General features: G+C 67.6%; 14 protein-coding genes. 10 read left to right on the top strand and 4 right to left on the bottom strand.

The genetic code is table 11. The features are described from left to right. The first annotated feature begins 36 nt into the window (after positions 1-36). From DKT77_RS02060 to DKT77_RS02040, 5 genes are all read left to right on the top strand, one after another. Positions 37-3,153 (top strand): MACPF domain-containing protein, encoded by a 3,117-nt coding sequence (locus DKT77_RS02060; RefSeq protein WP_109810086.1) that lies wholly within the window; start codon positions 37-39, stop codon positions 3,151-3,153. A gap of 16 nt (positions 3,154-3,169) precedes the next feature. After that, the gene (locus DKT77_RS02055) at positions 3,170-3,886 is read left to right on the top strand and encodes a hypothetical protein (RefSeq protein WP_109810085.1); all 717 of its coding nucleotides are present in this window, start codon (positions 3,170-3,172) and stop codon (positions 3,884-3,886) included. 141 nt (positions 3,887-4,027) lie between these two features. Continuing rightward, positions 4,028-4,519, top strand: a complete 492-nt coding sequence (locus DKT77_RS02050; protein ID WP_109810084.1) for an Lrp/AsnC family transcriptional regulator — start codon at positions 4,028-4,030, stop codon at positions 4,517-4,519. Positions 4,520-4,678: 159 nt separating this feature from the next. Continuing rightward, positions 4,679-5,818 carry a glycine cleavage T C-terminal barrel domain-containing protein gene (locus DKT77_RS02045; protein ID WP_109810083.1) on the top strand — a complete coding sequence of 380 codons (1,140 nt, stop codon included), beginning with the start codon at positions 4,679-4,681 and terminating at the stop codon, positions 5,816-5,818. Positions 5,819-6,020: 202 nt separating this feature from the next. Then, entirely contained in the window at positions 6,021-8,135 is a 2,115-nt protein-coding gene (locus DKT77_RS02040) for an amidohydrolase family protein (protein ID WP_109810082.1), read from the top strand. 12 nt (positions 8,136-8,147) lie between these two features. Here the strand turns inward: DKT77_RS02040 and DKT77_RS02035 are convergent, their stop codons facing one another. Both DKT77_RS02035 and DKT77_RS02030 read right to left on the bottom strand, forming a co-directional pair. Further along, positions 8,148-9,185, bottom strand: coding sequence for an Ldh family oxidoreductase (locus tag DKT77_RS02035; protein ID WP_109810081.1), 1,038 nt, complete (start codon positions 9,183-9,185; stop codon positions 8,148-8,150). Between the two features lie 39 nt (positions 9,186-9,224). Next, positions 9,225-9,872, bottom strand: coding sequence for a helix-turn-helix domain-containing protein (locus DKT77_RS02030; RefSeq protein ID WP_109810080.1), 648 nt, complete (start codon positions 9,870-9,872; stop codon positions 9,225-9,227). A gap of 155 nt (positions 9,873-10,027) precedes the next feature. Between DKT77_RS02030 and lhpI the strand changes: the two genes are divergently transcribed. The 4 genes from lhpI (at position 10,028) to DKT77_RS02010 (ending at position 14,893) form a co-directional block, all read left to right on the top strand. Further along, positions 10,028-11,713, top strand: coding sequence for a cis-3-hydroxy-L-proline dehydratase (gene lhpI, locus DKT77_RS02025; protein WP_109810079.1), 1,686 nt, complete (start codon positions 10,028-10,030; stop codon positions 11,711-11,713). Between the two features lie 65 nt (positions 11,714-11,778). Continuing rightward, positions 11,779-12,738 carry a dihydrodipicolinate synthase family protein gene (locus tag DKT77_RS02020; protein WP_109810078.1) on the top strand — a complete coding sequence of 320 codons (960 nt, stop codon included), beginning with the start codon at positions 11,779-11,781 and terminating at the stop codon, positions 12,736-12,738. Then, a complete protein-coding gene (locus DKT77_RS02015; RefSeq protein ID WP_109810077.1) occupies positions 12,729-13,643 on the top strand; it encodes a 4-hydroxyproline epimerase in 915 nt (304 codons plus the stop codon). Before DKT77_RS02020 ends, DKT77_RS02015 begins: the two co-directional genes overlap by 10 nt. Further along, complete coding sequence (locus DKT77_RS02010; protein ID WP_109810076.1) at positions 13,640-14,893, top strand: NAD(P)/FAD-dependent oxidoreductase; 1,254 nt, start codon at positions 13,640-13,642, stop codon at positions 14,891-14,893. The genes DKT77_RS02015 and DKT77_RS02010 overlap by 4 nt, the downstream gene beginning before the upstream one ends. A 6-nt stretch (positions 14,894-14,899) precedes the next feature. On the opposite strand, the gene DKT77_RS02005 is transcribed toward DKT77_RS02010, so the two are convergent. Together DKT77_RS02005 and DKT77_RS02000 are read right to left on the bottom strand one after the other, a co-directional pair. Continuing rightward, positions 14,900-15,931 carry a trans-3-hydroxy-L-proline dehydratase gene (locus tag DKT77_RS02005; RefSeq protein ID WP_109810075.1) on the bottom strand — a complete coding sequence of 344 codons (1,032 nt, stop codon included), beginning with the start codon at positions 15,929-15,931 and terminating at the stop codon, positions 14,900-14,902. A 137-nt stretch (positions 15,932-16,068) separates the two neighbouring features. Then, complete coding sequence (locus DKT77_RS02000; RefSeq protein WP_109810074.1) at positions 16,069-16,749, bottom strand: spermidine synthase; 681 nt, start codon at positions 16,747-16,749, stop codon at positions 16,069-16,071. A gap of 394 nt (positions 16,750-17,143) precedes the next feature. Between DKT77_RS02000 and DKT77_RS01995 the strand changes: the two genes are divergently transcribed. After that, a complete protein-coding gene (locus DKT77_RS01995; RefSeq protein WP_109810073.1) occupies positions 17,144-18,943 on the top strand; it encodes an NAD(P)/FAD-dependent oxidoreductase in 1,800 nt (599 codons plus the stop codon). The last annotated feature ends 89 nt before the right edge of the window (positions 18,944-19,032 follow it).

Here is a 19,032-nt window from a genome sequence, read left to right as displayed (position 1 = left end):
TAACCAAAGCGACAAACGTCTGGGAAGGGGATCTTGATGCGCGATCTAGCAGGCGGGACGGGCCGTCTCCCCGCCAGAGCGACGGCAATCTATCTCGCGTTTCTGCTGGCCCTGTGCGCGACATCCGCACGCGCGGCGGACTGGGCGCCGGTCGTGTTCGGACCAGCCAGCAAGCCGATCCGGCTCGAGTCCGACGATCGCCTGACCCCGCAAAGCGTTGGCGCGGTGGAAATCATGGTCCATCTCGACGAACAGAGCCTGCAGGACCTGCCCGAACGCATGACCGTCTTCGCCTTCGAAGACATCACCCGCACGCACTTCCGGCTCGATATCGTGGACAAGGGCCGCCAGCTGGAATTGCGCAACGCGGACGGCGCGGCGCGCGTGGAGCTGGATATGACGGTGCCAGGATACTACCAGTTGGCCGTCAGCACGGTCGGCGGGGTCAGCCGCATCTTCGACGGCGAGGACCTGCTGGGTGAAGTGCGGATCGGCTACGGCCCGGTGGAACGGCTACCGCTCCAGATCGGGGGCGGCGCGCGCGGCGACACCCCCTTGATCGGCGAGGTGCATTACATCCGCATCTGGGACAAGCCACTTGATCCGCAGACGCTGGCGCTGACACTGTCGGAATACGGATTTCCGGACGATGAGCCTGATCTCGCCCCCTTCGTACGGCTGTACAGCGAATTCACCGATGAAAGCGCCAGCGCCTTCTACACCGAAGCGCTGACACTGGACGACGTGTCCTCCCTGCGCCAGCCAATCGGCGTGCAGCGGGGAGAGCCAGTCGTGTCGTTGTTGCCCAAGGACGGCCGGATCAGCAAGATCGTTGGCATCGGCGGCGACCGGCTGCACGCGCTGACCTTCGTGACCGAGGACCGGTTCGGAGAACGGGCGGGCGCGGCGCGGCACGGTGCCCAGCCCGCCACGGGCACACAGACGCTGACCAGCTTCGAACTTGCGGACGGTGAAACCATCGCCGAAGTGAGGGCCCTGGTGTCCTCGAAGGTCGTCATGGTCCAGGAGGATGCGAACAGCATCAGCGCGACCAACGTCGCCGCGCTGGAGTACCTGACCTTCACCACTTCGGAGGGCCGTGTGTCGCCGCGCTTCGGCAACGCGGATTTCGACCCGGCGACGGCGGGCGGCGTATCGTTCCAGAGCATTGGAATGGCAACGCAGCCAAGGCCCGGTGCAAACGGCACGACGCTTCCCGCGTTCGAGCTGGACGCTGTCGTGGTGTGGTCCGACGATGATGGCGTGCATGCGCTGGATTTCACGCCGCGTGTGTTTCCGCCGGAACTCAATCCGGACGGGCTTTGGGAACCCAAGGCCCAGAACGACGCGCCGATCCTGGTCAGCGACGAGACCGTGCTTTCGCGTGGCGGGCGGCTCCCGCACGGCAACTACGTGAGCCGCTCGGTCATGCGCCTGCGGATGGAGGATCGGGGCCGCACCATCCGGATCGGATACGGCAACATCACCGACCGCCTGCGCCTGCAACCCGACGGCACCTACGCCGACGCGACCGGTGGCATCCTGCGCTTCGTGTCGGAAACCGAGATGATGCTGGGCAATACGCCCTGGAAAAAGGTGCTGCCCCGACCCGACTTGCGCAGCAAGCAGGACTTCATTGCGCTTGGCGGTGTCTTCGCGCAGGAAGGCGCCGCGCCTGTTCTCGACTACAGCTTCCACGGCTACAATATTTCCGACGTCGATCCGCGAGACATCATCAGAAACCGCGGACAACGCAACCTCGTCTTCGCGCGGCCCGGCCCCAAAAGCGTGGACTATTACACGCGCTTCCAGAAGATCGTACCGCAGGGCCTGCTGATCGCGCTGGCGTCGAGGTCGGGCAGCACGACCACGACGGTGACCACCGGCAGCGCCTCCGAATTCTCCGAGGCGCACGCCTCCTCGCTCGGTATCAGCACCGGCATCGACAAGGCGTTCAGCTTCGGGGTCGACAGCCAGGTCACCAAGGACGCCAAGACCAACGGCGAGACCGGCAGCCAGATCGTGCTCGCCGAAAGCTTCCAGAGCGACTATGCGCTGGTGTCGGACTGGCGCCGTCAGAGCCTCGATCCCGACTTCCAGCAGACGCTTCTGTCGATCCTGATGCGGCGCAAGCGCGGCGAGACCGTCGATTACCAGACCGAGGTGATCGACATCTACGGCACCCATTACGCCCATGCGGTCACCAGCGGTCAAAGCAGCCGCAACAGCCTGATCTACAGCAAGGAAGCCGCCGGCGGGCTGATGGAAAACGGCTCCAGCGTCGATGTGCACGCCTCGGCCACCGTGAAGGGTTGGACAAACTCGGGCAAATACACCGACAGCGAGAACCTGTCGGTGTCGGCCAACGCCTCGCTGGAACGGCAGGTCGAGTCGTTCACCGAGATCGGCAGCGCGTCGATCCCGGCACCGATCTTTCTTGACTTGCGGCCGCTCAGCGATCTTGTCGACGTGGTGTTCTTCGAGGACGCGGTATTCGGCGCCGACCAGCGCGCGCTGCCGGTGCAACAGGTCCAGCGCGAACTGTCCGCCGCGATCACCGGCGCTGTCGCCGCGGCCGCCCCGCGCTACGACGACCCCGCAGACATCTGGGAGCCATACGTGCACCGGCTGAGCATCGACGAGGTGGTGTTCGACCTCACCTCGCCCGATCTCAGCGATCTGGACGCGGCGGCTGTGACGGTCGGTTTCGATGATTGGGGCAGGCGCACGCCGGTGACGATCTATGCCTCGTCGCGCGCTTACCCCACGATCCTCGTGCCGGACGACCTGTCCACGATGCTGCACCCGCCCAAGCAGATGAAGCTGCCGCTGCTGGTCGCACCCAAGACGCAGATCATCACGGCGGCGGAGTTCTGCGCCGCAAGCAATCTCGGTGGATCGGAATCGAGCTTCGTGGGCTTTCTCAAAATGACCAAGGTGTTTCGCGGCCTGTTCAAGAACAGCCTGATGACCGACGAGTCCATCGATGAACGGCGCCTCGTACCACTGGAACAACTCGGACCGACGCACACCACCTTCGAATGGCCGTTCAAGGTCACCGACGAAATAAAGGGAACCTGGTCGGTGACCGGCTGGCAAATGCCCGGCAATGGCGGCGCGTTCCGCCCGCTGCCGATCTGCCCGAAAACCTGATGAGAGGAGGCCAGGCATGACCCGACCGACCCTTGCACTTGTCCTGACCGCGTTCCTGGCCTGCCTGATGGCCGCGATGCCGGTCGATGCCGGACAGACCGGATCCAAGCCGAAACCCAAACACCCGCCGGGCGGCGCGGGGGGCGGTGGCGGCAAGGGCGGCGGGCAGTACCAGGCTCCGCTGAACACGCAGGCCAATCGGCAGGCGCAGGCTCTGGCCGCGCGCGCCCGCGCCTTGGGCCAGCGCGAGATCGCGGGAGATTACCAGACCTCGTCGGACCGGGCCGACCGGCTGCCCGCTTTCGACGGCCAGTTCCGCAACGCCGGCGGACAGGCCGGCGGCATCGCTGCCGAGGCCGCCGACCTGGTGCTGGGCAACCCGCCCGCTCCGGTGCGCCAGCGCATGGAACAGGACCTGCTGTCGCGCGGCATTTCCATCGTGCCGACACAGGCGCAGGCGCAGGCTCTGCGTGCGGTGGCGCAGAACCCCGCCATGGGCATCAACGATCCGAACTTCCAGACCGCCCTATCCTATATCGACGACATCTATCTAAACCGCGGCTTCCGCAACTTCGAGATCGAACGGCGCGCGGCGCAGTCGGTCTATGACCGCGTCGATGCAGGCCAGATGCAGGACGAATACGAACAGTTCTCGGCCACGCTGGACCATTTCGGGGCGGCGGGTGCGCATGGCGCCAACGCCTACACCCCCGCGCCTGAACGCGGCCTCTGACGGCACGCGCAGCTCCCGCCGGGCGCGCCGCGCGCCGCGGACGGGGCGCCTTGCGTCGCAAACATCGCCTCGCGTGCAGGCCGCCACGCGCTAGTTTGGTGTGCAACGCTATTCAATCGCCCCAGAAAGACCGCCGAACACGTGAAGAGACCGGGCCTCGATGCGACGGATATCCGTATCCTCAGCGCCGTCCAGCAGCATGGGCAACTCAGCAAGACCAAGCTTGCCGAGATCGTCAACATTTCGCCCACTCCCTGCTGGGCCCGGCTCGACCGGCTGAAGGCAGCGGGGTTCATTCGCAGCTACCGCGCAGAGATCGCGCTGGACCGTGTCTGCGACGTCACGCAGGTCGTGGTCACCGTGTCCCTCACCCACCACCGCAAGACGGATTTCGACCGCTTCGAAGCCTTCGTGCGCGCCCGCGACGAATTCACCGACTGCATCGCAACGGGCGGCGGCATGGACTACGTGCTGCGTTCCGTCTGCCCATCGCTCGCCGCCTTCCAGACGCTGATGGAAGCGATGCTGGACGCCGAACTGGGGGTAGATCGCTACATGACCTACATCGTCACGCGCACCGTCAAGACCAGCCAGCCAAACCTGCTGAAACTGGCCGGACGCGGCGCACCCTGACCCACGCGTCCGAACGGACCGGCCTCTGCCCATAAATCAGCCCGATCGGACTTGGCGTGCCGTTTTTTTGGTCCACATGAAAACCCGATCGGCCACAATATGCCCGCCAGTTCAATCGTCCAAAGGCCAAGCGGACCGGGACAGGCAAGGGAGGAAACAATGCACGCAGACGAATTCGGATTCGGCACCCAGATCCGGAAATCCCCCTATTTCGACGCCACCGTGCGCTGGGGCGCCAAGGCGTTCTCGGTCTACAACCACATGTACATCCCGCGCGATTTCGGCGACCCGGAACAGAACTTCTGGACCCTCGTGAACGACGCGATCCTGTGCGACGTGGCGGTTGAACGGCAGGTCGAAATCACCGGACCGGACGCGGCGCGCTTCGTGCAGATGCTCACGCCGCGCAACCTGTCCACGATGGCGGTCGGCCAGTGCAAATACGTGCTGATCACCAACGCCGACGGCGGCATCCTGAACGACCCGATCCTGCTGCGCCTTGCCGAGAACCATTTCTGGATCTCGCTGGCAGACAGCGACATCCTGCTCTGGGCACAGGGCGTCGCGGTGCATTCCGGCCTCGACGTGATGATCACCGAACCTGACGTGTCGCCGCTCCAGCTTCAGGGTCCGAAATCGGGCGAGATCATGCGCGCCCTGTTCGGCGACGACATCATGGACCTGAAATACTATTGGCTCCGCGAGGTCGACCTCGACGGCATCCCGCTGGTCGTGTCCCGCACCGGTTGGTCTAGCGAACTGGGCTACGAGATCTACCTGCGCGACAGCGCCTATGGCGACGCGCTGTGGGAACGGATCATGGCGACCGGGCTGGAATACGGGCTCAAGCCCGGCCACACCTCTTCGATCCGGCGGATCGAGGGCGGGATGCTGTCCTATCACGCCGACGCCGACATCCACACCAACCCCTATGAACTGGGCCTCGACCGGCTTGTCGATCTCGACATGGAGGCAGACTTCATCGGCAAGGCGGCGCTGCGGCGCATTCGCGATGCGGGCGTGCAGCGCCGCCAGGTCGGGCTGGTGATCGACTGCGACCCACTGAGCGGGCCGAACACGACCTTCTGGCCGATGCTCCGCGATGGCGCCACGGTAGGCAAGGTTACCTCCGCGGTATACTCGCCACGGCTGGACAAGAACATCGCGCTGGCAATGGTGGCAGCGGACTGCGCCCATATCGGCACTGAGGTCGAGGTCGTCACCCCGTCGGGCCCAACTCGCGCAACCGTCGTTGAACGCCCGTTCTACGACCCACGCAAGAAACTGGCCGCGGCCTGACGCGGTGCGGGCGGTCGGCCCCTTGGGGGGCCGGCCGTGCAGGGGTGGTGCCACCGGTGGCCCCGTGTCGCGTGGACAGGGTGGCCCGATACACCTTTCAATGAGGCCATGACCGACCGGCGGACGCGGCCCGCCTCCGGGCGCGCCACCTTGCCCGGCGCGCCGGGGGTCCGCAGCAGCCCCCAACGCACTGGCCACCGACATGCCCCGTTCCCTGCCAATCCTCGCCTGCCTTCTGATCGCCAGCCTTGTTGGCGTCGCGCCCACCACGGCGACAGCGACGGCATCCGAAAAGACGAACCCTGCCGCAGTCTTCTGCACGGACGAAGGCGGCGCCTACGACATCGAAAGCTCGCCGGAAGGTCGACGAGGGATCTGCACCCTGCCGGACGGACGCATCCTCGATGCGTGGGACCATTTCCGCGCCGGGCACACCGCGGAGGGCCCGCAGCCCGCGACTGACCCAGCCGACCGCATCTGGCTGGGCGGGCCAATCCTGACGATGGCCGACGGCGCCATCCGGGCCGAGGCGCTGGCCGTGCGGAACGGGCTGATCGCCCGTGTGGGCGACGCGGAAACGGTGCTTGCCCTGCGCGGACCGAGGACCGAGGTGATCGACCTTGCCGGACGCACGATGGTCCCGGGCTTCGTGGACGCGCATGGACACGTGTTCATGATCGGGATCCAGGCGCTGTCCGCCAACCTGCTGCCCGCGCCGGACGGACCCGTCAACGACATTCCCGCCCTTCAGCAGGTTCTGCGCAGCTTCGCCGAAACGCATCCCGACCGGGTTGCCGACGCGGGGCTGATCCTCGGTTTCGGCTATGACGACGCGCAACTGGCCGAACAGCGCCACCCGACGCGCGACGAACTCGATGCAGTGTCCACCGATCTGCCGGTCTACGTGATCCACCAGTCCGGGCATCTCGGCGTGGCCAATTCTCGCGCGCTTGAACTGGCCGACATCACGGCGGACACGCCCGATCCCAGCGGCGGGGTGATCCGCCGCAAGGCGGACGGGTCCGAACCCGATGGCGTGCTCGAGGAGAACGCTGCCAACCTCGTCATCGGCAAGCTGCTTGGAGGTCTGGACGAGGCGGCAAACCGCGCGCTGTTCCGTGCGGGCACGGAACTCATCGCATCCTACGGCTACACTACGGCGCAGGAGGGCCGTTCCATCCCAGCGGTCGCGCGGCTGATGCAGTCGGTAGCCAGCGATGAAGGTCTGGACATCGACGTGGTAACCTATCCCGACGTGCTGGTGGACCGCGATTTCATCCTGCAGGCCGCCGCGCGTGACTACACCGACAGGTTCCGCGTCGGCGGCGCGAAACTGACGATCGACGGCTCGCCGCAGGGCTTTACCGCGCTGCGCGACCGGCCTTACTACAAGCCGCCCGAAGGCAAGCGCGCCGACTACGTCGGCTATGCCTCCGCGACCGGCACCCAGGTGTTCGACGCCATCGACTGGGCCTTCGCGAATGGCGTGCAGATCCTGACCCACGCCAATGGCGAAGGCGCGTCGGACATGCTGATCGCCGCCATTGATACCGCCACGCGAGCACATGGCCCCGCCGACCGGCGCCCGGTGCTGATCCACGGGCAGTTCCTGCGCGAGGACCAGGTGGACGCCTATCACCGGCTGAACGTGTTCCCCTCGCTGTTTCCGATGCACACCTTCTACTGGGGTGACTGGCACCGCGACCGCACCGTCGGCCCGGCGCTGGCCGACAACATCTCTCCGACCGGTTGGGTAAGGGCCCGCGGTATGATGTTTTCCAGCCACCACGACGCGCCGGTCGCGTTTCCCGACAGCATGCGCATCCTCGATGCTACGGTGACACGGCGATCGCGGTCGGGCGACATCATGGGACCGGACCAGCGGGTCGACGTGATGACCGCGCTGAAATCCCTGACGATCTGGCCCGCCTATCAGCACTTCGAAGAGGACCGGAAAGGATCGCTCGAAACCGGCAAACTGGCAGACCTCGTGATCCTGTCGGAGGATCCGACCGCGATCGACCCCGAAGCGCTCGATACGATCGCGGTGCTGGAGACGATCAAGGAAGGCCGCACGATCTACCGGGCCGACCAGCGGGAGGGGCTTCTCGACTACCGTCCGAGGCGCGACGGCACCGATCCCTATGCCGGGTTCCTGCGGCGCCTCAGCGCCGCGCACGAGACGCAACGAGCGCGGCGCGCGCTCGGCCGCGTGCCGACATCGGGTGACGCGCAGCATTCTGGCGCTTGCGTGGCGCGCACGCTGACCGATCTTGTGACCGCGTCGCTTGTCGCGAGCATCCCTGCGCGGAACTAGGCCGGTCGCGGATCAGCCGTCCAGCGCGGCTAGACCCTCGGCCTCGAACCGGGCAAGCTGCTCCAATTCCGCCGCGCTCAGCAGTATGCCGCTGTCCAGCGCCACCTCGCGGGCCTGGAACCGCCGCTGCGAAGGCAGCCGCGCGCCCTGCCCTGCGATCGCGTCCAGCAGCTTCTCGCCCTCGGCGACAGGGTCGCGCCCGCTGCGCGCGGAAAAGGTTTCCGGGTCAAATGCCACCACCAACGCGCCATGGCGCGGCAGCAGATCGGTGCGGCCCATGAAATCCAGCGCCTCGCGGCTCATGAACTCGCCCAGCATCGCGCCGGCCAGCAACTCGATCATCGTGGACAGCGCCGATCCCTTGTGCCCGCCGAAGGTCAGCATCGCCCCCGCCAGCGCCGCCTCCGGGTCAGTCGTCGGCTGCCCCTGCGCGTCGATCGCCCAGTCCTCCGGGATCGGTGTGCCCGCGCGGCGATGCAACTCGATCTCGCCGCGCGCCGCGACCGAGGTGGCGAAATCGAACACGTAGGGATGCGCCCCGGCGCGCGGCCAGCCGAAGGCGAACGGGTTCGTGCCCAGCAGCGGGTCCTTGCCGCCCGCGGGCGCCACGAAGGAATAGCTCGGGCACATCGACAGCCCCGCCAGCCCCCGAGCCGCCAGCGCCTCCACGTCGTGCCACAGCGCCGAGAAATGAAGGCAGTCGCGGATCACCAGCGCAGCCAGCCCAGTCTCGCGCGCCCGCGCGGCCAGCACGTCCACAGCAGCGTCGAAGGCCGGGTTGGAAAAGCCGCCGCCCGCGTCCACCTCGATCACCGCCTTGCCGCTGTCATGCACTCGCGGCACCGCGCCGCCTTCGACCTTGCCCGCCGCCAGCACCCGCAGGCACCCCTCGATCCGGTAGATCCCGTGCGACTTGCAGTTGTCCCGCTCTCCCGCGACGATGACCTTCGCCACCGCCTCCGCGCTTGGCGCACGCACCCCGCACCGGGTGAAGATGGCGGTCACGCGCTCCTGAAGCGCGTCCACGGAAACGGGGGTCTGGTCCGGCATCGGGGGCCTCCTGTCGGAAAGGTCGGAACGCGTGCGGGGTCAGCCCGCCACGTCTGTATAGGTGCAGGCCCAGAAGACCCGCGTATCGGTATCGTCCATCGCCCGCAGTCCGTGCTTCAGGGTGCTGTCGAAATAGGCACAGTCGCCCGGCTCCAGCACGACGGGTTCGTAATGCTCAACCGTCAGCTCCACCCGGCCGGACAGTACGAACAGCGTCTCCTCGCCGGTATGTGCTTCGAGATCGGCCGGGGCCAGCGGCGCGCGGCGTTCCACTCGCGTGACCAGCGGTACGATCTTCTTCTCGGCCAGCGCGTTGCACAGCACCTCGTATTCGAAGTTCTTGCTGCGTACCTTGCGCCCCTGCCCGGCCCGCGTCACGGTCATCCGCGTGGTCTGGGCCTGCTCGTGATCGGACGAGAACAGCCGTTCGATCCCGATCTCGTAGGCGCGCGCGATCTTCACGAGATTCTCGTAGCTGGGCGAGACGCGCCCGTTCTCGATCTTGTGGATCGTGGACACCGCAAGCCCGGTGCGCTGCGCGGCGACCTCCAGCGTGAAACCGCAGGCTTGGCGCACCGTCTTCATCCGGGCGCCAAGCTCTGCGCGCAATTGCTGCCGCTCCGCATCCCAGTCCTCGGCCACCGGAACGACCGCTGCGGGCCGCGAGGTTTTTTCTGTTCGGGCCATATTTTTCTTTTCTTACCAACCATGATTGTTTAAGCACATATTTGCGTGAAGCACAACACTAGCAACCGGGATCGCGCAGGTAGAGTGGGAATATCGCGCCCGCGAATTTCCCGGCACAGCCCGCCACGACCCGCCAAAGGCCGAAAGGACCGAGCATGTCCGACGTGATCGTCCCCGCGACGGTGGAGGGCCCGGTGCTCGTGTGCACCGAAGGACTCAGCGTGTGGGGCGGCGTCGATCCGGCCACCGGGCAGATCATGGACGCACACCACCCCCAGCGCGGGCAGGACCTTGCCGGACGTATCGTGCTGATGCCCACCAGCCGCGGCTCGTGCACCGGCAGCGGGGTGCTTCTGGGTCTCGCCTTCGCCGGGACCGCTCCCCGTGCGCTCGTCTTCCGCGAAGCCGAGGACATTCTGACCCTCGGCGCGCTGGTGGCGCAGCGACTGTTCGGCCACGCCATCGCGGTGCTGCGCCTCGCGCCCGCCGACTACGACCGGCTCGCCCGCGAACCCCACGCCGCTATCACTCCGGACCGGCTGGTCGCGGGCACGCTCGATTTGCCGCTGCGCGCGGTCGATCCCGACGCGCTCGCGCTGGAGGACCGCGACCGCGCCATGCTGGACGGCGCAAAGGGCGAGGCCGCCCGCATCGCCATGGACATCATCGCTACGATGGCCGCCGCGCAGGGCGCGGGCCGCCTGACCGACGTGACGCGCGTGCATATCGACGGCTGCATCTACGCCAGTCCCGCCTTCCTGACCTTCGCCCGCAAGATGGCCGATACCGGCGCGCGAGTGCGCGTGCCGACCACGATGAACGCGATCTCGGTCGACCACGCGAACTGGCGCACTCAGGGCGTGGATGCCGCATTCGGCCTTCCCGCCAGCCAGCTTGCGGACGCCTACGTGGAAATGGGCGCGCGCCCGTCATTCACCTGCGCGCCCTACCTGCTGCCGGACGGCCCCGAACGGGGCGAGGATATCGCCTGGGCCGAAAGCAACGCGGTGATATACGCCAATTCCGTGCTGGGCGCACGCACAGTCAAACATGCGGATTTCATGGACCTGTGCATCGCGCTGACCGGGCGCGCGGCGCAGGCAGGCGTCTACCTTCAGGACCAGCGCGCGCCGCGCCGCATCCTCGATGTGGCAGTGCCAGACGCCATCGACGATGCGTTCTGGCCGATGCTGGGCTGGCTTGCAGGGCAAGCCGCGCCGGACCGCATCCCGTTGCTGCGCGGGCTGGAGGGACTCGCCCCCTCGCAGGACGATCTCAAGGCGCTCTGCGCGGCCTATGGCACGACCTCTGCGGCGCCGATGCTGCACATCGCCGGGCACACGCCCGAGGCGGACATGTCCCCGGCTCCGGACGCCGATATAAAAGCGATCGGCCCGGCCGATTTTTCGCGCGCCTGGGCCGGGTTCAACACCGCGCCCGCGCAAGTGGATCTTGTGGCGCTTGGCAGTCCGCATTTCTCGGCCGACGAATGCGCCGCCTTCGCCGCGCGGATGGATGGCGGACACGTGCACCCGGATGTGACCGCGATCGTCACGCTGGGGCGCGGCACGCTGGACACGATCACCGCAAACGGCGTGGCCGACAGGCTGCGCGCGGCAGGCGTGACGCTGGTACCGGACCTGTGCTGGTGCTCGATCTCGGAACCGGTGTTCCCACCCGCAGCGCGGGTGCTGATGACCAATTCAGGCAAATATGCCCATTACGCGCCGGGCCTCAGCAACCGCGCCGTGCGCTTCGGCCCGCTCGACCATTGCTCCGAAGCCGCCCGCACCGGCACCGCTCCTTCCGACCCGCCCGGCTGGCTTGCCGCCGCGCGCTAGAGCCCGCCCCTGCCACTATTCCCACCAACACCGCCCCCGACGGACCCACCCGAAAGGACCACCCCATGAAGAAAGACGTGTTTCACGGCACCATCCCGGCCCTGCTGACCCCTTGCAAGGCGGATCGCAGCCCGGATTTCGACGCGCTGGTGCGCAAGGGGCAGGAACTGGTCGCGGCCGGTATGTCCGGAGTGGTCTATTGCGGATCCTGCGGGGACTGGCCGCTGCTGACCGATGCCGACCGCATGACCGGCGTGGAACGGCTGACCGAGGCGGGCGTGCCCGTCGTCGTGGGCACCGGCGCGCTGAACTCGCGTGCGGCGGTAGCTCATGCCGCCCATGCCCAGAAGGTCGGCGCAGCCGGGCTCATGGTGATCCCACGCGTGCTGTCGCGCGGCCTGTCAGTGGCCGCACAGCGCGCGCATTTCAAGGCGATCCTCGATGCCGCGCCGGACGTGCCCGCGATCATCTACAACAGCCCCTATTACGGCTACACCACCAAGGCAGACCTGTTCTTCGCCCTGCGCGACGAGCACCCGAACCTGATCGGGTTCAAGGAATTCGGCGGCAAGGCTGATCTCAGCTACGCGGCAGAGCACATTACCTCCCGCGACGACGAGGTGATCCTGATGGTCGGCGTCGACACCGAGGTGTACCACGGATTTGTCAAATGCGGCGCGGTGGGCGCGATCACCGGGGTGGGCACGATCTTCCCGCGCGAGACGCTGCTCCAGGTGGCGCTGTCGCGCCGCGCGGCGCAGGGCGACCCCGAGGCCGACATGCGCGCCCGCGAACTTGAAAGCGCCTTCGCCGTGCTGGCGAAATTCGACGAAGGCGTCGATCTGGTACTCTATTTCAAGCACATGATGACTCTGAAGGGCGAGGAAGAGTATCGCCTGAATATCTACGAAACCGACATGCTGTCGCCGTCGCAGGCGCGGTTTTGCGAGGCGCAGTTCCACCAGTTCAACGCGTGGTTCGCGGCGTGGTCGCAGCAGGGCGGGGTGATCGCTGAATGCATGTGATCGACAGCCACACCGGGGGGGAGCCGACCCGCGTGATCCTGTCGGGCGGACCAGACCTCGGCACCGGGCCGCTGGCCGACCGGGCCCGCAGGCTGGCTGCCGAACACGGCACCTTCACCCAAGCGGTGTGCGCCGAACCGCGAGGGCAGGTGGCCATGGTCTGTGCGCTGCTGACCGAACCGGTGGACCCCGGCTGCGCCGCGGGCGTGATCTATTTCGACGCGGCCGAGGTGCTGGGCATGTGCGGGCACGGCACCATCGGGCTGGCCGCGACGCTGGTGCATATGGGGCGCATCGGCCCCGGTGAACACCGCATCGAAACGCCGGTCGGCATCGTCGGCGTGCAGGTCCACGACGCCGCCACGGTTACGGTCACCAATGTCGAAAGCCACCGCCTTGAAGCAGCCGTGACACTGCAGGTGCCCGGGCTGGGCCCGGTGACCGGTGACGTCGCATGGGGCGGCAACCGCTTCTTCATCGTCGATCCCAGCCCGGTGCCGCTGCATCGCGGGGCGATCCGCACGCTCACCGACACCGCCATTGCGATCCGCACCGCCGCGCACGCCGCCGGGTCAGACATCGACCACGTGATCCTCCAGGGTCCCCCGGACGCGCCTGGCGTTCATGGCCGCAACTTCGTGCTTTGTCCCGATGACGCCTATGACCGCTCACCCTGCGGCACCGGCTGTTCGGCGATGCTGGCCTGCCTCGCCGCCGACGGCCGCCTCGCGGAGGGCGCGCAGATCGTGCAGCACAGCATTATCGGCAGCGCCTACACCCTGTCGTGGAAGGCGGGCACACAGGGCGGAGTGATCCCGTCAATCACCGGAAAGGCTCATGTCATGGCAGAGGCGACGCTGCTGTTCGACGCGGACGATCCGTTCCGCAACGGCATCCCGCAATGACCAGCAGCCCCGACAAGGCGGATATCGTCGTGATCGGCGCGGGCATCATCGGCGTGACCGCCGCGCTCGCGCTGCAGGCCGAGGGTCGGCAGGTCCGGCTGATCGACCGGCGCGGCGTGGCCGCAGAAACCTCGCGCGGGAACGCCGGCGCCTTCGCCTTCAGCGACGTAGAGCCGCTGGCCACGCCCGGCGTCATGCGCAAGGCGCCGGGCTGGCTGCTCGATCCGTTGGGGCCCCTGTCGGTGCCGCTGGCCTACGCGCCGCGCATCGCGCCCTGGATGTGGCATTTCTGGCGCGCCAGCAGGCCCGCCCGCTACGAAGCCGCGGTCGCCGCGCAGGCCGGGCTGATGCACCTGTCGCGCGCGGCACTGGACCGGCTGATCGTCCGGGTCGACGGCGAACCGATGATGCGCCGTGAAGGGCAGCTGCAACTATATCAGGGCACCGCAGCCTTCCGCGCAAGCCTGCCCGCGTGGGAATTGCGCCGCACGCACGGCATCCGGTTCGAGCTGCTGGAGTCCCCGGGCGCCATTGCCGAAATCCAGCCCGGCCTCAGCCCCCGCTTCGTGCGCGCTGGCTTCACCCCCGACTGGATGAACACCACAGATCCCGCCCGCTGGACCGAACATCTGGCCGCGCGGCTGCGCGCGGCGGGCGGGCGGATCGACACCTCCGAGGTGCTTGGCCTGCGCCAGACCGCGGACGGGGTCGAGATCGCAACCGCCACCGGGCCGCTGCACGCGAGTCAGGTCGTGCTGGCCGCGGGCGCGTGGTCGCACCGGCTGGCCGCCGGTCTTGGCGACCGCATCCCGCTGGAAACCGAACGCGGCTACAACACGACCTTTCCCACCGCCAGCGTCGATGTCCGCACTCATCTGACCTTTGCCGAACACGGCTTCGTGGTCAGCCGCATCGGCGACGGGCTGCGCGTCGGCGGGGCGGTGGAACTGGGCGGGCTCGACCTGCCGCCGAACATGCGGCGCGCCGCAACGCTGGTCGCCAAGGCGGCGGACTTCCTGCCCGGGCTGAACACGACGGGCGGCTCCCAGTGGATGGGCTTTCGCCCCTCACTGCCCGACAGCCTGCCGGTGATCGGCAAGGCGCCCCGTGCGGACCGGGTGATCTATGCCTTCGGGCATGGGCATCTCGGGCTGACCCAGTCGGCGGGCACCGCCGAACTGGTGGCAGCCCTGGCCGCCGGACGCACCCCAGCGCTGCCGCTTGCGCCCTACGCGCCGAACCGGTTCTGACGCGCCTCAGCCAAGGCGCGGCCAGGTGTCCGACAACCGGTAGCCGCCCGGCCATGGGTCGGACGGGTCCAGCATGTGCTGGTGCGTGCCGGTGATCCAGGCCCGACCGCTGATCTCGGGGCGGATCGCGTCCAGCGGGCCGACCTTCGCCGCGCCAAGGATGCGGCCTTCGAATTCGGACCCAATGATCGACACGCCGGTGAACCGGTCCTCCGGCCCCATCTCGCCGCGCGCCGCAAGGATCGCCATGCGCGCCGACACCGCCGTGCCGGTGGGCGAGCGGTCCAGCTTGCCGGGCTGGATCGCCACCACCGACTGTGCCCGCAGAGCCGTGCCGTCGCGGGTGATCGGCCCGGCGAAAAGGCAAAAGGAGTGGTGCGTCCAGTCCGGCCGCTCGGGATGCTCGAACCGGAAAGCCGCGTTCGCCGCGTTGGTAATCCGCACCCCGGCTTCGGCAATGGCGCGTGCGTTGTCCGGGTGCAGCGCGACCCCCGCCGCCGCCGCGTCGACCACAACGAAACTGTCCCCGCCGAAGGCCGTATCAACAGTCAGGCGGCCAAGGCCCGGCACATCCAGCGGCACGCCCAGGCGGGTGGCGAAGGAGGGCAGGTTCTCCACGTGGATACGCTCGGCCTTGCCTCCCGCGCAGTCGGCACGGACCTGCACCAGTCCGCCGGGCGCCTCCAGCACCATGTGGGTGACCGGTTCCTGCATGGGGATGATCCCGCTGTCCAGCAGCACGGTGGACACGCAGATGGAGTTCGACCCGGACATCGGCGGCGTGTCCTCGGGTTCCATGATGATGAAGGCGGCCTGCGCCTCGGGGTGGCGCGGCGGCACCAGCAGGTTCACGTGGCGAAAGACACCGCCGCGCGGCTCGTTCAGCACGAAGTTGCGCAGCGCGTCGTCCTGCGCGATCCACGCGCGCTGGTCCCAGATCGTGTCGCCCGGCGGCGGCGTGACGCCCCCGGTGATGACATCGCCCACCTCGCCCTCCGCATGGCAGGAAACGACATGAATGACCTTGGTGCTGCGCATGGCACTGTCCTTCGGCTGCGGGGCGCACCCCGGATGATCCGGCCCTCCCGTGCCCGCGCACGGGGCCGGCGGCCGCCCGCCGATCTAGCCGTGCAAGCCTCCCGGCCGCAAGGGAAAGCGGTGTGCGAGGCGCCTGGTCAGGAACCCGGCGCGCGCGCCGTCCAGATGGTGTGCCTCGGCCCCCGTCTGCCGCGCCCGGCGGGCACCGCGTGCGTCTCGGTTTCGAACCCGGCGCGGGTCAGGCGCCGGGTAAAGCCCGCGTCAGGCGCAGCCGACCAAACCGCTAGCACGCCTCCCGGCCGCAGCGCGCGCCGCGCCTCCCGCAACCCGACCTCTCCATAAAGCGCACCGTTGGCGTCGCGGGTCAGTCCGTCCGGCCCGTTATCCACGTCCAGCAGGATCGCGTCGAACCCACCCGGCGTCGCCCGGATCTCGGCCGCGACATCGCCGATCCGGATCTCGGCGCGCGGGTCAGACAGGCAGTCCCCGAACACCGGCGCCATCAGCCCCGCCGCCCAGTCCGCAAGCTCGGGCACGATCTCCGACACCACCAGTCGCGCCGGGCCCGTCAGCGCCGACTGCGCCGCCCGGAGCGTGAAGCCCATTCCCAGCCCGCCGATCAGCAGAACGGGGCACGGCCGCACGCCCAACCGGGTCAGCGCCAGCGTCGCCAGCGCCTCCTCCGAACCGCCGAGGCGGCTGTTCATCAACTCGTTGCCGCCTTCCAGCCGGATCGAGAATTCGTCGCCGCGCCGCAGAAGGCGCAGCAAGCCGCCCTGCGGGGCGGTCGCCGTGGCGAGGGGGATCCATGGCTGCACAGGGTGGCTCCTTTTCGGGATCGGCACGCGGGCGGTGTGCGAACAGGGGTTCTGGCGCGTTTATGGCGCAGGACTGGGCGCTTTTCCGTGCCGGTTACCCGATCCGTCAGGGCGCGGGCAAGCCGCTTGAAGGCACTGGCGGCGCAGCGCCGCGACCTTACTGGACTGCTGCAGGACCCCTACAATTTTCCGACACCTCTCCAACGGCGTTTTGTACGGCCTGCAACGGTATCAAGGCACCGCGCGCAGTGCTGTTGCGCCAGTGTTGCGCGGCGCAACACTGGCCGCGCTTTTTTGCCCGGCCCGCCCGCGCACCCACGGATAGCGCGTGACAGCAAGATGACGCCGGGTTCAGCCTGTGGGCGGAGGAGCACAACAACAAACGGAGGAGAGAATGCTCGACACGACCGCAGACGCCGAGGTGACGGAAGTCCTGTCCCGCTTCGGACAAGCCCTTGAAGCCGGTGACATCGAAGCCGCGACCCAATGTTTTGTCGAGGAGTGTTACTGGCGCGACCTCGTCACCTTCACCTGGAACATCCACACCAGCGAAGGCCGTGACCAGATCGCGGACATGCTGGGCGCGCAGTTGTCCGGCGTGCGCCCAACCGGCTGGCGTCTCGCCGAGGGCGAGGTCGCCACCGCAGACGGCGGCGTGACCACCGCCTGGATCAGCTTCGAAACCGCCGTTGGGCGCGGTTACGGGCTTGTGCGGCTGCGCGACGGGCAGATCTGGACGCTGCTGACCAGCCTTGTCGAACTGAAAGGATTCGAGGAACCCAAGGGCTTCGACCGGCCGCTCGGCGCCAAACATGGCGCCGCCCCCAACCAGTTGACCTGGAAAGAAGAACGCGAGGCAGAGGCGCGCGAGCTGGGCTATGAAAGGCAGCCCTACGTGCTGATCGTCGGCGGCGGACAGGGCGGCATCGCGCTTGGCGCGCGGCTGCGCCAACTGGGCGTGCCCACCATCATCATCGAAAAGAACGACCGTCCCGGAGACAGTTGGCGCAACCGCTACAAATCACTCTGCCTGCACGATCCGGTCTGGTACGACCACCTGCCCTACATCAAGTTTCCCGAAAACTGGCCGGTCTTCGCGCCCAAGGACAAGATCGGCGACTGGCTGGAAATGTACACCAAGGTGATGGAACTGAACTATTGGTCCCGCACCACCTGCAAGTCCGCGAAATTTGATGAAAATACAGGGGAATGGACTGTCGTCATCGACCGCGACGGGCAGGAGGTGACGCTGCGTCCGAAGCAGCTCGTGCTGGCGACGGGGATGTCGGGCAAGGCCAACGTGCCGGAGTTTCCGGGCATGGACAGCTTCAAGGGCGACCAGCATCATTCCAGCAAGCACCCCGGCCCGGATGCCTACCGGGGCAAGAAGGCCGTGGTGATCGGGTCCAACAACTCGGCCCACGACATCTGTGCCGCGCTCTGGGAGAACGGCGCCGACGTGACGATGGTCCAGCGGTCCTCCACCCATATCGTGCGCTCGGACAGTCTGATGGAAATCGGCCTTGGCGCGCTTTACTCCGAAGAGGCCGTCCGGGCGGGCATGACGACCGAGAAGGCCGACCTGATCTTCGCCTCTATCCCCTATGGAATCCTGCACGAATTTCAGATCCCGCTCTACGAGCAGATGCGCGAACGGGACAAAGAATTCTATGAAGGGCTTGAAAAGGCGGGCTTCTGGCTGGACTGGGGCGCCGACGGGTCTGGCCTGTTCATGAAGTACCTGCGCCGCGGGTCGGGCTACTACATCGACGTGGGCGCCAGCCAGCTGATCATCGATGGCAAGATCAAGCTGGCCCATGGCAATGTGGACCGGATCGTGCCCGAGGGCGTGCAGCTCGAGGACGGCACCATGCTGGAGGCGGACGTGATCGTCTATGCCACCGGCTACGGGTCGATGAACGGCTGGGCGGCCGACCTGATCGGTCAGGACGTGGCCGACAAGGTGGGCAAGTGCTGGGGCCTCGGGTCCGACACCCCTAAGGACCCCGGCCCCTGGGTCGGCGAGCAGCGCAACATGTGGAAACCCACGCAGCAGGAAGCGCTGTGGTTCCACGGCGGCAACCTGCACCAGTCGCGGCACTATTCCCAGTTCCTGTCGCTGCAGTTGAAAGCCCGCATGGAAGGGCTGGACACCCCGGTCTACGGACTGCCCGAAACCCATCTTCTGGGCTGAGGGGTCGCGGCCCGGGTCCGCGCGCCCCGGGCCGCCGCCCGCAGACCGGCCCGCCGCGCTTGTGCGGCGGGCCGGTCTGCGGCAAGCTT

Origin of the sequence: Meridianimarinicoccus roseus, from assembly GCF_003172915.1 — a bacterium.
Lineage (GTDB): Bacteria > Pseudomonadota > Alphaproteobacteria > Rhodobacterales > Rhodobacteraceae > Meridianimarinicoccus > Meridianimarinicoccus roseus.
This window is presented reverse-complemented; position numbering and strand designations above follow the sequence as displayed.

Excerpts from the sequence above, each read along its gene's own strand:
- DKT77_RS02030 (WP_109810080.1), bottom strand. The coding sequence starts at position 9,872 with ATGGCCCGAACAGAAAAAACCTCGCGGCCCGCAGCGGTCGTTCCGGTG.
- DKT77_RS02015 (WP_109810077.1), top strand. The coding sequence starts at position 12,729 with ATGCATGTGATCGACAGCCACACCGGGGGGGAGCCGACCCGCGTGATC.
- DKT77_RS02020 (WP_109810078.1), top strand. The coding sequence starts at position 11,779 with ATGAAGAAAGACGTGTTTCACGGCACCATCCCGGCCCTGCTGACCCCT.
- DKT77_RS02045 (WP_109810083.1), top strand. The coding sequence starts at position 4,679 with ATGCACGCAGACGAATTCGGATTCGGCACCCAGATCCGGAAATCCCCC.
- DKT77_RS02040 (WP_109810082.1), top strand. The coding sequence starts at position 6,021 with ATGCCCCGTTCCCTGCCAATCCTCGCCTGCCTTCTGATCGCCAGCCTT.
- DKT77_RS02005 (WP_109810075.1), bottom strand. The coding sequence starts at position 15,931 with ATGCGCAGCACCAAGGTCATTCATGTCGTTTCCTGCCATGCGGAGGGC.
- DKT77_RS02055 (WP_109810085.1), top strand. The coding sequence starts at position 3,170 with ATGACCCGACCGACCCTTGCACTTGTCCTGACCGCGTTCCTGGCCTGC.
- lhpI (WP_109810079.1), top strand. The coding sequence starts at position 10,028 with ATGTCCGACGTGATCGTCCCCGCGACGGTGGAGGGCCCGGTGCTCGTG.
- DKT77_RS02010 (WP_109810076.1), top strand. The coding sequence starts at position 13,640 with ATGACCAGCAGCCCCGACAAGGCGGATATCGTCGTGATCGGCGCGGGC.
- DKT77_RS01995 (WP_109810073.1), top strand. The coding sequence starts at position 17,144 with ATGCTCGACACGACCGCAGACGCCGAGGTGACGGAAGTCCTGTCCCGC.
- DKT77_RS02035 (WP_109810081.1), bottom strand. The coding sequence starts at position 9,185 with ATGCCGGACCAGACCCCCGTTTCCGTGGACGCGCTTCAGGAGCGCGTG.
- DKT77_RS02060 (WP_109810086.1), top strand. The coding sequence starts at position 37 with ATGCGCGATCTAGCAGGCGGGACGGGCCGTCTCCCCGCCAGAGCGACG.